Here is a 13955-nt window from a genome sequence, read left to right as displayed (position 1 = left end):
ATGGTTGGCCTCGTCATGTCAGCGCAGTCCCTTCGGGCCGAGAACCTGTTCGGCGAGCGCGCCGACCCAGTCGACCAGCAGTGCCAGTGCGACGGCGAGCAGCGCGCCCACCAGCAGCGCCACCATGTCGTTGAGCTTGTAGCCGGTGTCGATCAGCTGACCCAGTCCGCCGGCACCCACCAGGAACACCAGGGTGGCGGTACCCACCGCCAGCACCAGCGAGGTGCGCAGCCCGGCGAGGATGTAAGGCACCGCCAGGGGGAACTCCACCCGGCGCAGCACCGTCCAGGCGGACATACCCTGGCCGCGGCCGGCATCCACCAGGATGGGATCGACCTCTTGGTAGCCCAGGATGGTGTTGCGCAGCACCGGCAGCAACGCGTACAGCGCGAGGGGCAGCACCCCCACCCAGAAGGTGTCGCCCTCCAAGAAGCTCCAGACACCGCCCTCCTGCACCCACAGGTAGAACAGCACCAGCAGGCCGATGGCCGGCGCGGAGGCACCGATGTTGGCGATCCCGATGAAGAGCGGCGACAGCCAGGTCAGGCCCGGCCGGGTGACCAGGGTGCCCACCACGATCGCCACCACCACCACGATCAGCGCCACCGCGAAGGTGATCTTGAGGTGCTCGAGCGTGAGGTCGCGGATGTTGGTCCAGTTGACGGTGGCCTTCTGGGTGTCGTTGAGGTCGGTGAGCACCAGCGCCCAGATGAGCACACCGGCAGCCAGCAGCAGCGCGGCCACCGGCTGGACCACCAGGCGCACCCGGTCCGCCCGGCGGGCGTCGCGCTCGACCGCCTGCAGCCCGGTGTCGCCCGCCTGGCCCACCTCGACGAAGGACAGCGACTCGTCGACCTCCGCAGTCTGCGTGGGTGCGGTCATGCCTCGGCCCTCACGGCCGCGGGCTGCTGCCCCGCACCGGGTCCGGGCTCGTCGTTGTCGTGGTCGTGCTCGTGCTGCTCGCGCAGCGTGCGGATGGTGCCCACCAGGGTCTCGATGGTGATCATGCCGACGTACTCGCCCCGCTTGCCGGTGACGGCGGTGGAGGCGTTGCTCTCCGCCAGCAGGGCCTCCAGGGCGTCCTGCAGCGTCGACTGCGTGGACACCGTCTCCCCGATGGGGATGCCCACGTCCTGCAGGCTGGTGGCGTTGGCCAGGTGGTGCGGGCCGACCCACCGGTAGGGCCGGTCGCGCGAGTCGAGCACGATGCCCCACGAGCCACGTCGGTCTCCCACCGCCAGCCGCAGCTCGTCCACCGATCCGTCGATCCGCGCGGTGGGGCGCTGCTCGAGCTCCACGTCGCGCACCCGCAGCAGGGTGAGCTGCTTGAGCGAGGCACCGGCACCGACGAACTTGGCCACGGTGTCGTTGGCCGGGTTGGCCAGGATGGCCTCCGGGGTGTCGTACTGCAGGACGGTGGAGCGATCACCCAGCACGGCGATCTTGTCGCCGAGCTTCACCGCCTCGCCGAAGTCGTGGGTGACGAAGACGATGGTCTTGCGCAGCTCCGCCTGCAGTCGCATCAGCTCGTCCTGCAGCAGGCCGCGGGTGATGGGGTCGACGGCACCGAAGGGCTCGTCCATCAGCAGCACCGGCGGGTCGGCCGCCAGCGCGCGGGCCACCCCCACTCGCTGCTGCTGCCCGCCGGAGAGCTGGCGCGGGTAGCGGGTGAGGTACTGCGCCGGGTCCAGCCCGACCAGCTCCAGCATCTCGTTGGTGCGGTCGCGGATCCGCTTCTTGTCCCAGCCCAGCAGGCTGGGCACCATGCCGACGTTCTGGGCGATGGTCATGTGCGGGAACAGCCCGGCCGCCTGGATGGAGTAGCCGATGCCGCGGCGCAGCTCGTCGGCGTTGAGCTCCAGGGCGTTGCGGCCGCCGATGGTGATCCGCCCCGAGGTGGGCTCGATCAGCCGGTTGATCATGCGCATGGTGGTGGTCTTGCCACAGCCGGAGGGCCCGACGAAGACCACGATCTCCCCGGCGGGGATGGTCAGCGAGAAGTGGTCGACCGCAGGCTGCGGGCTGCCCGGGTACTGCTTGACCACGTCCTCGAGCACGATCTCGACGCCGGAGACGGAACCGGTGTCAGGCTCGGCGGCGACGGTGCTGTTCTTCTGCATGTCAGGCACGGATACCCCTTGAAGTTGTCAGGCGGCCGATGAGCACGTAGATGCCGTCCAGGATGAGCGCGAGGATGATGATGAGGACCGTGGCGCTGAGCGCCTGCGGGACGGCGGTGGGGCTGCCCACCCGGGAGAGGCCGGAGAAGATCAGGTTGCCCAGGCCCGGCCCCTTGGCGTACGCGGCGATGGCGAGGATGCCCATCACCATCTGGGTGCTCACCCGCATCCCGGTGAGGATCGACGGCCACGCCAGCGGAAGCTCGACGCGGCTGAGCACCGCCATGCGGCTCATCCCCACCCCACGGGCGGCGTCGGTGACCGCAGGGTCCACCGAGGCCAGGCCGAGAATGGTGTTCCGGATGATCGGCAGGAGCGCGTAGAGCACCAGCGCGGTGATGGTGGGCGGCACGCCCAGGCCCATCACCGGGATCAGCAGGCCGAGCAGGGCAAAGGAGGGAATGGTGAGAATGGTGCTGGCCAGCGCGGTGGACACAGCCGAGGCAGCGGGGCTGCGGTAGACCGCGATTCCCACCAGCACAGCGATGATCGTGGCGATGAGGACGCACTGCACCGCGGCGCTGACGTGCAGGTACGAGTCGATGGCTAGCTGTCTGCGGAACTTGACCACGTAGTCCCAGACGTCGATCCAAAAATCAGGCATGCCTGACGATCACCCGCTCTCTCGATCCTGAACAATTCCTGCACCAGGACGTGCAATGACGAAAAAATGGTGTGAGCGGAGTAACCATAGGCCAAGGCCTCCTGACCCGAAGGTCACAATTCGGCAATGGGTAGCCTGAGCACGTGCAGCGAGGCCGATCCCGCGACGGCGCAGCCCGGGTCCGGGGCGCCGCTCTCGGTGCTGCCTCGGCGACGATGGCGGTGGCCGCGCACGGGTCCGCTGGCGGTGGGCTGCCCACCGCCACAGGGCTCTACCTGCTGCTCGGACTTGCTGTGTCGCTCAGCGTAGTCGCGGCCACGGTGCCGCGCCTGCGCGAAGGCCGCCCCGCGCTCCTGGCCCTGCTGGCGACCGGGCAGGTCGCCGGCCACGAGGTGATCGGCCTGGACGCCCACCACCAGGGCGCCACCTCGGCGCAGATGCTGCTGGCCCACGCGCTGGCGGTGCTGGTGTGCGTGCAGGTCATCGCGCTGGTCGAGCGGCTGGCACCCGCGTCGGTGGCCGCCCTGCAGCGCATCGTGCTCGTCCTGCCCCCGCTGCTCCCGCGCGCCCGGGTGCCCCGCGTGCTGCCGCAGGGCGTGGCCCCGGCTCCGCTGTTCTCGGCGCTGCTCGACGTCTCCGTGCCCCGCAGAGGACCGCCCGTGCGTGCGTGAGCCCTCCGCACCCACCGCCACGTGCGTGGCGAAGCACCCCCTCTGACCTCAAGGACCACACTGATGAACAGCTGGATCATGCGCGCCTGCGTCACCGCCGGCGCGCTCACCGTGGCCGGCACGCTGGCCACCGGCACGGCCGCCGCCCACGTCTCGGTGAGCAGCCCCGACGCCGCCCAGGGCGGCTACACCGTGCTCACCTTCCGGGTGCCCAACGAGTCACCCACGGCCGCCACCACCGGCCTCAAGGTCACCCTGCCCGCCCAGAGCGGTGAGGGTGCGCCGATGAAGTCGGTGCGGACCTCACCAACCCCGGGCTGGACCGCCACCGTGGAGAAGGACCCGGCGACGTCGGTGCCCACCTCGGTCACCTGGACCGCTCAGCCCGGCGCTGCCATCGGCGACGGCCAGTTCGGCCAGTTCCTGCTGCAGGTGGGCCCGCTGCCCGCCACCGACAGCCTGAGCCTGCCCGCCGAGCAGGTCTACAGCGACGGCACCGTGGTGCGCTGGGACCAGCCGGCGACCGTGCACGGCGACGAGCCCGAGCACCCGGCACCGTCGCTGACCCTCGCTGCCGCTGCCCCGACGTCCGGTCACGGCTCGACGAGCGCGGCCACGCAGTCGCGCACCGCCCCCGAGGCCTCCAGCGGCAGCGACACCACTGCACGCTGGCTGGGCGGGGCCGGCCTCGTCCTCGGTGCGCTCGGCCTGGGGCTGGGCGCCGGAGCCGTGCTGCGCAGCCGCAGGCCCGCGTGAGTGGCGCCCGAGCCGGCCTGCGGGCCGCCGGGGTGAGCCTGCTGCTGGGCCTGGCCCTGCTGGTGGGGGCCGGTCCCGCCTCCGCGCACAGCTACCTGGTGAGCTCCGATCCCGCTGACGGCGCCGAGCTGGCGACCAGCCCGGCCCAGGTCGCGCTGACGTTCAACGAGCCGCTGCAGCCGGCGTTCGGCTCGGTGAGCGTGGTCGGGCCGGACGGCAACCAGTGGTCCACCGGCACCGCCACCATCACCGGCTCCACTGCCTCGGTGGCGCTCACCGAGCTGGGCCCGGCCGGGCGCTACACGGTGGCCTACCGGGTGCTCTCGGCCGACAGCCACCCGGTCACCGGCACCGTGAGCTTCACCCTCACCACCCCGGGCACGGGCACGCCCGGGCCTGCGGTGGGTGCCGTGGGCAGCGAGCAGCCGGCCGACTCCGACGGGGTGCCCGCCTGGCCGTTCGTGGTGGGCGCGGCGGTGCTGGTGCTCGCCCTCGGCCTGGTGGTGGGGCTGCGCAGCGGTCCCCGCCGGAGCAGCGGCACGGGCTCCGCGCCGCGGTGAGCACCGTGGGCGCGGCCAGCAGCACCCGGCGTCAGCTGGTGCTGCTGGTGGCCGCGCCCACGGCACTGCTCGGGCTGCTGGTGGCGGCGCTGGTGTCGCGACCGGCGCACCAGCCGCCCTCGGACTACCTGCGGCTGGCGGCGCTGCTGGCCGGCACCGCGCTGCTGGGCACCTGCGTGGTGGTGTACCTGGAGCAGCCGCGTCGGCGGGCGGCGATGGCCCAGCGCCTGCACACCACGCAGCTGGCGCTGGCCACGGCGTGGCTGCTGGCGGAGGTGGTGCTGCTGGCCGCGGCTGCGGCGGAGGCCGACGGCCGCTCGTTGCCCACCGTGCGGGCGGCCAGCGTCGGCGCGTACCTGCAGTCCACGGTCGGCGGCTCGGTGGCGCTGGTGGTCTGCGGCTGCGTCGTGGCGTTGCTGGCACTGGTCGCGGTGGCCCGCCGCACCGGCGCGGCCTGGAGCAGCGCCGGCGTGCTGGCCCTGGCGGTGGTGGCGCTGGCGGCCCGGCCGCTCACCGGCCACGCCCATGCCAGCGCGCTGGCCCAGCTGCTGGTGGTGGTGCACGTGGTGGCCGCGGCCACCTGGTGCGGCGGCCTGGTGGCGCTGGCCCTGGCCGCGGGACCAGCACGCGGCACCTGGGCGCGCACGCTCCCCCGCTTCTCGGCGCTGGCCGGCTGGTGCGTGCTCGCCCTGGCCGTGAGCGGCGCTGGGACTGCGCTGCTCGAGGTGGGCGGTGTGGGAGCCCTGCTCAGCACCGGCTACGGACGCATCGTGCTGGTCAAGGTGGCGGTGCTGGCGGCGCTGCTCGGCCTGGGCCTGCTGGCGCGGCGCCGGTGGGTGCCCGCCGCGGCCGACCACCGCACGCCGGCGGAGGTCTCGCTGCGGCGCGCTGTGGTGGAGGTGGCGGTGATGGGGCTCGCGCTGGGCCTGGCCACCGCGCTGGCCACCACCGGCTAGCCGCTCGCCCCGACCACTGCCTGCACGGCGTCGGCGATCGGGGTGTCCCCCGAGGTGAGCATGAGCGTGTGCCCCGCGGTGGCCGGGGTGTCCAGCAGGGCCAGCAGCACCGCAGCCACGTCGGCGCGAGGAACCTGGCCGGGCTCCAGCGGCGGGGACGTCAGCGCAACCAGGCCGGTCGGGTCCTCGTCGGTGAGGCCACCGGGGCGCAGCACCGTCCAGTCCAGCCCCTCGCGGCGGGTGAGGTCGTCCTCGGCGGCGGTCTTGGCCGCCAGGTAGGCGGTGAACACCTCGTCGGTGCCCTCGGGCACCGGCTCACCGGCGCCGAAGGAGCTGACCTGCACGAAGCGACGCACCCCGGCCTGCTCCGCCCCGTCGGCCAGCAGCACCGAGCCGGCGCGGTCCACGGTGTCCTTGCGCTCGATGCTGCTGCCCGGGCCCGCCCCGGCCGCGAAGACCACGGCGTCGGCACCCTGCAGCACCTCAGCCACCTGGGCGACGTCGGCGCTCTCCAGGTCGAGCACCACCGCGTCCGCGCCCAGGTCGCTGATGTCGCCGATGTGGGCGGGGTTGCGGATCAGGGCGACGGCGTCGTCGCCCCGCTCCGCGAGCAGCCTGAGCAGGTGCTGGGCGATCTTGCCGTGCCCGCCGGCGATGACCACGCGCATGAGTTCTCCTTGGGTGCTCGAAGGTGGGGCGATCGTGCGGTGGAGCTAGCGGCCCGGCAGGTGCTTCATCAGCTTGACCAGGGCGAACACCGTCGAGGTGTAGGCCTTCTGGGAGACCCCGCGCGGCGGTGCGGCGGGGACGAGGCGCTGGGTGGCCACGGTCTGCGACTCGGTGTACTTGAGCAGCCCCTCGGCGCCGTGACGACGGCCCATCCCGGAGGTGCCCATGCCACCCATCGGGGCGTCGGTGCTGCCCCAGGCCGCCGCGTAGCCCTCGTTGACGTTCACGGTGCCGGCGCGCAGGCGGGCGCCGATGGCCTCGCCCTGGGCGCGGGTGGCGGCCCACACGCTGGCGTTGAGGCCGTACTCGGTGTCGTTGGCCCGCTCGATGGCCTCCTCGACGTCGGCCACCGGGTAGATGGACACCACCGGGCCGAAGGTCTCGTTGCGGCCGCAGTCCATCTCGTCGGTGACGCCGGTGAGCACGGTGGGCTCGTGGAAGAACGGGCCCAGGTCGGGGCGGGCCTTGCCGCCGGCCACCGCGGTCGCACCCTTGGCCAGGGCGTCCTGCACCTGCGCGCTCACGGTGTCCAGCTGGTCCTGGGAGGCCAGGCTGCCCATCTCCGGGCCGTAGTCGTAGCCCGCGCCGAGCTTGACCGCGCGCACCCGCTCGGCGAAGGCGCGGGTGAACTCCTCGGCGATGGACTGCTCCACGTAGAGGCGCTCGATGGAGATGCACAGCTGGCCGGAGTTGGCGAAGCAGGCGCGGATGGCGGCGTTGACCACCTTGGGGATGTCCACCCCGGCGGTGACGATCATCGGGTTCTTGCCACCGAGCTCGGCGGAGAAGCCGATCAGGCGACGGCCGGTCTGCTCAGCCAGCGTGCGCCCGGTGGCGGTGGAGCCGGTGAACATCAGGTAGTCGGTGTTCTCCACGATGGCGGTGCCGACCACCGAGCCCGCGCCGGTGACCACGGCGTAGAGGTCCTGGGGCAGCCCCGCCTCGTAGAGCAGCTCGATGGCGGCCAGCGCGGTGTGCGGGGTCTGGCGGTCCGGCTTGATCACCACGCCGTTGCCGGCCATCAGCGCGGCCAGCGCGTCGGTGACGGCGAGGGTGAGCGGGTAGTTCCAGGGGGCGATGACGCCGACGACACCCTTGGGCTGGTGGTGCACCACGGTCTTGGTGAAGCCCGGGAACAGGCCCTGCCGACGCTTGGGGGCGAGCAGCTTGGCGCTGGCCCGCGCGTAGTAGCGCGCGGTGAGGGCCACGTCCATGATCTCCTCGGCCGCAGCCAGCCGGGACTTGCCGGTCTCCGCCTGCGCCATGTCGATCAGCTGCTCGCGGCGCTCCAGGACCAGGTCGTGGTAGCGGTTGAGCACCGCGGCGCGCGCGGCCACCGGCAGCTGCGACCAGGACTTCTGGGCGGCCCGGGCACGGCGCACCGCCTGCTCGACGTCCTCGGCCGTGCCCATGGGCACGGTGGCGAGGGTGTTGCCGGTGAAGGGCTCGATGACCGTCGAGCTGTCGCGCTGGGCCTCCGCCGGAATGGCGATGTGCGCGGCCAGACGCTTGAAGACGTCGGGGCTGGGGACAGGCATGAAGGCACTCCCGGTGGTGACGCAAGGTGTGTGACAGCGGTTCACACCAACCTACCCGGCAGTAGCGTGAGCCGCACCGCAGCAGGCGCTGCCGCTACTCGCTGCGCCAGGAGACCACGCCGACCAGGATCATCCGCAGCTGGCGCTCGGCCCGGGCGATGGCCGCGTCCTCGTCCCCGGGCTGGTCCAGGATCTGCTCGGCCACCACCACCATCTGGTTGACGATCATCTGCGCCAGCAGCTCGCGGTCGGACTCCAGCCACTCGTCGACCACCGGGTAGGAGGCCAGGTCGGTGGCCAGCTCGGTGACGAACAGCCGCAGGTGGTGCTGCACCGACTCGCGGATCACCCGCACCCCGCCGGAGCGCTCCCGGATGATGAACCGGAAGTGCGCCCGGTGCAGGTGCACGTAGCGCACCAGCACCACCACGGACCGGTGGATGACCTCGTAGTAGTCCTCGGTCTCGGAGCGGACGGCGCGGATCATGCCGCGCAGCGTGGTGAACGACTCGGTCACCAGGGTCTCCCCCAGCGCGTCCATGCTCTCGTAGTGACGGTAGAACGCGGTGGGCACGATCCCGGCGGCCTTGGTCACCTGGCGCAGGCTGACGCTGCTGAACCCCTGCTCCTCAGTGAGCTCCAGAGCCGCGTCCAGCAGGGCCCGGTGAGTGCGCTGCTTGCGGGTCTCGCGAGACTCACGGGGCTCGTCGCCGTGCGGCCCCTCACCGTGATCGACCTCACTGAGCGCACGACTGTTCACTGAGGCCTCCTTCCGCGTAGCGTGTGCTCCGAGCGCACACCTGTACTCCCAGAGTGTGCACCGCCTCCGTGCGGCCCTGCGCAGTGCCCCGAAGGAGCAGCGAATGTCCACACAAGCACCAGCAAACCAGATGCCGACGCCAGCGAACCCGCGCCCGGGGCTCCTGGCCAAGGTAGGGGTCCCGCTGCTCGAGCGGCTCGCGACGCCGCACAGCCCGGACCGCTACCTGGAGATGATCAACCCCACGTGGTCGCTGCGCGAGGTGCGTGGCGTGGTCACCTCGGTGCACCGCTCCGCCCCGGAGAGCATCACCCTGCAGGTGCAGCCCAACAGCAACTGGCGCGGCTTCCAGGCCGGTCAGCACGTGGTGTTCACGCTGATCATCGCCGGGGTGCGGCGCAGCCGCTGCTACTCGGTGACCAGCTCAGAGCACCACCGCGACGGGCTGCTGGAGTTCACCGTGCGCAAGGGCCCCGACGGCCTGGTCTCCGGGTTCCTGCACAGCGACCTGGCCCCGGGCACGGTCGTGCACATCACCCAGGCCCAGGGTGACTTCGTGCTGCCGTCACCCCGGCCGGCGCAGGTGCTGCTGGTCAGCGGCGGCAGCGGGATCACCCCGGTGATGTCGATGCTGCGCACCCTGTGTGACGAGGGGTACACGGGGCGCGTGACGTTCCTGCACTACACCCGGCGGGCCGAGGACGTGTCCTACGACGACGAGCTCACCCGGCTCGCCGCCGAGCACGACAACGTCCGGCTGCTGCGGGTGTGCACCCAGGAGGACAACGACCGCGACGGCATCACCGGGCGGTTCTCCGCCGACCAGCTCGAGCAGCACGTGCCCGGGTGGCGCCAGGCCACCTCCTACGTGTGCGGCTCGGCCCGGCTGGTGGAGGACGTGCGAGCGCTGTGGGCCGAGCACGACCTGGAGCACCAGCTCAAGGCCGAGCAGTTCGACCCGCCGGCGGCCATCGTGCCCACCGACGGCGAGATCACCGGCACCGTCTCGTTCAGCAAGAGCGGCAAGTCCGCCGACAACACCGGACGCCCCCTGCTGGAGCAGGCCGAGGCGCTCGGGCTCACCCCGGAGTACGGCTGCCGCATGGGCATCTGCTTCTCCTGCACCCGGCGCAAGACCGCCGGAAACGTCCAGCACCTGCACACCGGCGAAGTGACCACCGAGTCCGAAGCCGACATCCAGCTCTGCGTCACCGTGCCTGTCGGCGGCGACGTCACTGTCGATCTCTAGGGAGTACTCATGACTGCCACCACTGATCGCACCATCGGCCGGAACACCACCCAGACCGGCCCCGCCAAGCAGACCTCGACCGACACCAGCGCGACGGTGCCGGCGGAGCAGAACGGCTCCAGCACCACCCCGTCGGGCAAGAAGTCGGTGTTCGCCGACGGCCTGCCCGAGCACCACCCGATCCTCCCCAAGTCCACCACCTCCCTGCCGCTGCGCCACCCCGGTCACCCCGACCAGGAGGCCGGCCGGCCGGACCTGACGCTGGAGCAGATCGACGCCTTCGGCGCGGAGATGGACGCGCTGCGCAAGCGCATCGTGGAGGACCTGGGCGAGGCCGACGCCAACTACCTGCGCAACGTGGTGGACAAGCAGCGCAAGCTCGAGCTGCTGGGCCGTGGCCTGCTGGCGGTGGGCATCTTCCCGCCCGCGTTCGTCGCCGGCGTGGGCGCGCTCGCGCTGTCGAAGATCATCGACAACATGGAGATCGGCCACAACGTCATGCACGGCCAGTATGACTGGATGCGCGACGAGGCCCTGAACTCCCTGGTCTTCGAGTGGGACACGGTGTGCCCCTCGGAGAACTGGAAGCACTCGCACAACTACATGCACCACACGTACACCAACATCGTGGGCAAGGACCGCGACGTGGGCTACGGCATCCTGCGCATGAGCGAGGCGCAGAAGTGGAACCTCTACTACCTGGGCAACCCGCTGTACGCGGTGGCGCTGGCCACGTTCTTCCAGTGGGGCGTGATGCTGCACGACATGGAGGTGGAGAAGCTCGTCACCGGCGAGAAGCGGTGGGCGGACACCTCCGAGGTCCGCAAGAAGATCGTCCGCAAGTCGATGAAGCAGGTGGGCAAGGACTACGTGCTCTTCCCGCTGCTGTCCGGCCCGTTCGCGCCGATCACCCTGGCGGGCAACGCCTCGGCCAACCTGATCCGCAACCTGTGGACCTTCTCCATCATCTTCTGCGGGCACTTCCCCGACGGCGTGGCCACCTTCACCGAGGAGGAGGCGGAGCAGGAGAGCCGCGGGCAGTGGTACCTGCGCCAGCTGCTGGGCTCGGCCAACATCACCGGCAGCCCGCTGTTCCACGTGCTCACCGGCAACCTGTCCCACCAGATCGAGCACCACCTGTTCCCGGACATCCCGGCCCGGCGCTACGCCGAGATGTCGGCCACGGTCAAGGACGCCTGCGAGCGCTACGGCCTGCCGTACAACACCGGGGGGCTCTCCGCCCAGCTCGGCTCGGTGGCCAAGAAGATCATCAAGCTGGCGCTGCCCTGGACCGGGCGCGGTGACGACAAGACCCCCACCGCCGCCGCCACCCCCCAGGCCGCCTGAGCAGGCACCGCTCTTCAGGACGACACAAGGGCCCGGAACGCCCCGGCAGAGCCGGAGACACGGCGTTCCGGGCCCTTGTGGTCCTCTCGGGGGGTCGCCCTAGCCGCCGGTGATGGCGTCCAACGGCCGGGTGCGTGCCGCCCGGGACGCCGGCCACAGCGCAGCCAGCACGCCCACCACCGCCGAGCCGACCAGCATGATCACCACCTGGGTCCACGGCACCGCCACCTCGCCGAGGCCGGAGTCGCGCAGGGTCCGCACGAACGCCCAGCCGAAGCCCAGCCCCAGGGCCACCCCGACCAGGGCGCCGAAGATGGCGATGAGCATGGACTCGAGGTAGACGTTGCGCCGCACCTGGGCCCGTTGCATGCCCACCGCCCGCAACATCCCGATCTCCCGGCGCCGCTCCACCACCGACAGCGCCAGGGTGTTGATGATGCCCAGCACCGCGATGACGATGGCCAGCGCCAGCAGCCCGTAGAGCACCGCCAGCAGGGTGTCGATCTGGCTGGCCAGCGAACCCTTGAACTGCTCGCGGTCCTGCACCTGCACCACCAGCAGCGGGTCGGTGGCCTGCTCCAGCCCGGTGCGCAGCGTGGCCAGGTCGGCGCCAGGTGCAGCCTTCACCAGCACCACCGCGTGCACCTGCTCCTGCGCGGGGGTGACGTCGCGGTACACCTGCTCGGAGACCACCCAGTCGCCGAGCAGCTGGTTGTCCGCGTACACCCCGGTGACCGTGGTGGGCACCGTCCGCCCGTCCGGGCTGGTGAGCGCCACGGTGTCCCCCATCCGCCACCCGTTGCTCTGGGCAGCGGACTCGGAGACGGCCATGTCGGTCCCGGTCACCGCCACGTCGCCCTGCTGGGCGTCGACGACCATCACCTGCCCGGGATCACCGTCCACCGCGGCACCGAGCTCGTCGGCCCCGTTGATCTGCACCCGGACGTTCTGCACGGCGACCACCTGGCCCACGCCCGGCACCGGCTGCACCGTGTCGCTGGCCGCGTAGGGCACCCCGATCATGTCCGGGCCGCTCAGGACGTAGTCCGCGGTGACGTCGTTGTCCACCACGCTGTTCAGGCTGGCCTTGGCCGACGCCCCGAACATCCCGATCGCCGAGACCAGCATCAGCCCCAGGGTGAGCGCGAAGGCGGTGGCGGCGGTGCGCCGCGGGTTGCGCACGGCGTTGGTGCGGGCCAGCCGACCCACCGGGCCGCGCAGCGGAGCACCGAGCGCGCCGATCACCGGCTGGGAGAAGGCCGGCGCACCGAGCAGCACGGCCACGATCAGCAGCAGCGCGCCCAGCCCGACGAGGCTGGCGGCCCCACCACCAGTGCTGGCCGCGCCGGCCCCCACCGCCGCCACCCCGAGCACCCCGACGACCGCGGCGACGATGGTGCGCCCGCGCAGCGAGGTGCCGGTGGAGGCGAACTCCTCTCGCATCGCCTGCACCGGCGGGATGCGCGAGGCCCGCCGAGCCGGGGCGTAGGCGCTGATCACGGTGACCACCACGCCCACCACCAGCGCCACCACCACGGTGCGCGGGGCCAGCTGCAGAGAACCTTCGGGCAGCCCGAGGTTGAAGCTGTTGAGCAGGCTGCGCAGCCCGTAGGCCAGGCCCACGCCCGCGGCCAGGCCGACCACGCTGCCGACCAGGCCGACCACCACCGCCTCCAGGATCACCGAGCGGCTGAGCTGGCGGCGACTGGCGCCGATGGCCCGCAGCAGCGCCAGCTCGCGCAGCCGCTGGGCCACGATCATGGAGAAGGTGTTGTAGATGATGAAGGTCCCCACCAGCAGGGCGATGGCGCCGAACGCCAGCAGGAAGTAGTTGACGAAGCTCAGCGCCTGGTTCACCTCCGCCTGGGTGTCCGCGCGCACCTGGTCACCGGTCTGCACCTTCAGCCCGGGCAGCGCCTGGGCCACCCGGTCGCGCACCTCCTCCTGGGAGAGCCCGGCACCGGCGACGTCCACCCAGGTGACGTGGTTGCCGTCGGTGAACAGCTGACGCGCCTGGGCGCTGGTGAACAGCGCTCCCACGTAGCCACCGGTGTCCGCCTCGGTGTCGTAGATGCCGGAGATGACGACGTCCACGGTGCCCTGCGCGGGGACGAGCACCTTGGTGCGGTCACCAGGGGCCAGCCCCGCGTTCTCGGCCGCACCCTGGTTGAGCGCGATCTCCCCAGCAGCAGCCGGTGGGCGGCCGGACAGGAACGGCAGCGGGTCCCCGATGCGCTGGTCGTCAGCGACGTAGGCCTCGCCCATGCTGGGAGCCCCGCCGCCCTGCACCGGGTCGCCCGCGGAGTCCAGCAGCACCACCGGGGTGGACACCGCCACTTGCACGGTGCGCACGCCGGGCACGGCGCGGATCGCCTCGACGTCGGACAGCGGCACCCCGCTGGAGCGGGCCTCCTCGCTCTGCACCCGCACGTCAACGCCCTGGGCGGTGTGCTCGAAGATGCCGTTGAAGGTGCTCTGCAGGGTGTCGGTGAAGATGAAGGAGCCGGCGACGAACGCGGTGCCGAGCACCACCGACAGCACGGTGAGCAGCAGGCGCACCTTGTGCGCGACGAGGTTGCGGAGGGAGACGCGGCGCATGGCGGTG

Annotated in this window: 13 protein-coding genes; 6 read left to right on the top strand and 7 right to left on the bottom strand. The window is 71.8% G+C overall.

The window, feature by feature from the left end; all coding sequences use genetic code 11:
* Positions 1–18 precede the first annotated feature (18 nt).
* From AC3YO9_RS04920 to AC3YO9_RS04910, 3 genes are read right to left on the bottom strand one after another with little or no spacing between them, the layout of a single operon-like run.
* Positions 19–882, bottom strand: coding sequence for an ABC transporter permease (locus AC3YO9_RS04920; protein WP_127781619.1), 864 nt, complete (start codon positions 880–882; stop codon positions 19–21).
* Entirely contained in the window at positions 879–2120 is a 1242-nt protein-coding gene (locus AC3YO9_RS04915) for an ABC transporter ATP-binding protein (RefSeq protein ID WP_127784550.1), read from the bottom strand. Before AC3YO9_RS04915 ends, AC3YO9_RS04920 begins: the two co-directional genes overlap by 4 nt.
* Position 2121: 1 nt before the next feature.
* The gene (locus tag AC3YO9_RS04910) at positions 2122–2784 is read right to left on the bottom strand and encodes an ABC transporter permease (RefSeq protein WP_127781618.1); all 663 of its coding nucleotides are present in this window, start codon (positions 2782–2784) and stop codon (positions 2122–2124) included.
* A 143-nt stretch (positions 2785–2927) separates the two neighbouring features.
* Between AC3YO9_RS04910 and AC3YO9_RS04905 the strand changes: the two genes are divergently transcribed.
* The 4 genes from AC3YO9_RS04905 to AC3YO9_RS04890 all read left to right on the top strand — a co-directional run bounded on the left by AC3YO9_RS04905 (position 2928) and on the right by AC3YO9_RS04890 (position 5727).
* Positions 2928–3455: a hypothetical protein gene (locus tag AC3YO9_RS04905; protein WP_489982316.1), complete on the top strand. Its 528-nt coding sequence runs from the start codon at positions 2928–2930 to the stop codon at positions 3453–3455.
* Positions 3456–3518: 63 nt separating this feature from the next.
* The gene (locus AC3YO9_RS04900) at positions 3519–4211 is read left to right on the top strand and encodes a YcnI family copper-binding membrane protein (protein WP_489982315.1); all 693 of its coding nucleotides are present in this window, start codon (positions 3519–3521) and stop codon (positions 4209–4211) included.
* Positions 4208–4771, top strand: a complete 564-nt coding sequence (locus AC3YO9_RS04895) for a copper resistance CopC family protein (protein WP_489982314.1) — start codon at positions 4208–4210, stop codon at positions 4769–4771. Before AC3YO9_RS04900 ends, AC3YO9_RS04895 begins: the two co-directional genes overlap by 4 nt.
* On the top strand, positions 4768–5727 hold the full coding sequence (locus tag AC3YO9_RS04890; RefSeq protein WP_489982313.1) for a CopD family protein: 960 nt from the start codon (positions 4768–4770) through the stop codon (positions 5725–5727). The genes AC3YO9_RS04895 and AC3YO9_RS04890 overlap by 4 nt, the downstream gene beginning before the upstream one ends.
* Here the strand turns inward: AC3YO9_RS04890 and AC3YO9_RS04885 are convergent.
* The 3 genes from AC3YO9_RS04885 to AC3YO9_RS04875 all read right to left on the bottom strand — a co-directional run bounded on the left by AC3YO9_RS04885 (position 5724) and on the right by AC3YO9_RS04875 (position 8754).
* Positions 5724–6395, bottom strand: a complete 672-nt coding sequence (locus AC3YO9_RS04885; protein WP_489982312.1) for an SDR family oxidoreductase — start codon at positions 6393–6395, stop codon at positions 5724–5726. The two genes, AC3YO9_RS04890 and AC3YO9_RS04885, sit on opposite strands and share 4 nt — an antisense overlap.
* Before the next feature lie 45 nt (positions 6396–6440).
* A complete protein-coding gene (locus AC3YO9_RS04880; RefSeq protein ID WP_489982311.1) occupies positions 6441–7994 on the bottom strand; it encodes a succinic semialdehyde dehydrogenase in 1554 nt (517 codons plus the stop codon).
* A 94-nt stretch (positions 7995–8088) separates the two neighbouring features.
* The gene (locus AC3YO9_RS04875; RefSeq protein ID WP_127781612.1) at positions 8089–8754 is read right to left on the bottom strand and encodes a TetR family transcriptional regulator; all 666 of its coding nucleotides are present in this window, start codon (positions 8752–8754) and stop codon (positions 8089–8091) included.
* 130 nt (positions 8755–8884) lie between these two features.
* Between AC3YO9_RS04875 and AC3YO9_RS04870 the strand changes: the two genes are divergently transcribed.
* Both AC3YO9_RS04870 and AC3YO9_RS04865 read left to right on the top strand, forming a co-directional pair.
* Positions 8885–10003: a ferredoxin reductase gene (locus AC3YO9_RS04870; RefSeq protein ID WP_489982310.1), complete on the top strand. Its 1119-nt coding sequence runs from the start codon at positions 8885–8887 to the stop codon at positions 10001–10003.
* A 180-nt stretch (positions 10004–10183) separates the two neighbouring features.
* Entirely contained in the window at positions 10184–11350 is a 1167-nt protein-coding gene (locus tag AC3YO9_RS04865) for a fatty acid desaturase family protein (protein WP_489982579.1), read from the top strand.
* 99 nt (positions 11351–11449) lie between these two features.
* Here AC3YO9_RS04865 and AC3YO9_RS04860 read toward each other — a convergent pair whose 3' ends face one another.
* The gene (locus tag AC3YO9_RS04860; protein ID WP_489982578.1) at positions 11450–13948 is read right to left on the bottom strand and encodes an ABC transporter permease; all 2499 of its coding nucleotides are present in this window, start codon (positions 13946–13948) and stop codon (positions 11450–11452) included.
* Positions 13949–13955 lie beyond the last annotated feature (7 nt).

This window comes from Rhodococcus sp. Z6_132, assembly GCF_058133635.1.
The sequence above is the reverse complement of the archived record's forward strand: the minus strand, read 5'-3'. Positions and strand labels throughout refer to the sequence as shown.

Bases quoted from the DNA above. Each gene is read 5' to 3' on its own strand.
- AC3YO9_RS04910 (WP_127781618.1), bottom strand. From the start codon at position 2,784: ATGCCTGATTTTTGGATCGACGTCTGGGACTACGTGGTCAAGTTCCGC.
- AC3YO9_RS04860 (WP_489982578.1), bottom strand. From the start codon at position 13,948: ATGCGCCGCGTCTCCCTCCGCAACCTCGTCGCGCACAAGGTGCGCCTG.
- AC3YO9_RS04870 (WP_489982310.1), top strand. From the start codon at position 8,885: ATGCCGACGCCAGCGAACCCGCGCCCGGGGCTCCTGGCCAAGGTAGGG.
- AC3YO9_RS04915 (WP_127784550.1), bottom strand. From the start codon at position 2,120: ATGCAGAAGAACAGCACCGTCGCCGCCGAGCCTGACACCGGTTCCGTC.
- AC3YO9_RS04920 (WP_127781619.1), bottom strand. From the start codon at position 882: ATGACCGCACCCACGCAGACTGCGGAGGTCGACGAGTCGCTGTCCTTC.
- AC3YO9_RS04880 (WP_489982311.1), bottom strand. From the start codon at position 7,994: ATGCCTGTCCCCAGCCCCGACGTCTTCAAGCGTCTGGCCGCGCACATC.
- AC3YO9_RS04900 (WP_489982315.1), top strand. From the start codon at position 3,519: ATGAACAGCTGGATCATGCGCGCCTGCGTCACCGCCGGCGCGCTCACC.
- AC3YO9_RS04885 (WP_489982312.1), bottom strand. From the start codon at position 6,395: ATGCGCGTGGTCATCGCCGGCGGGCACGGCAAGATCGCCCAGCACCTG.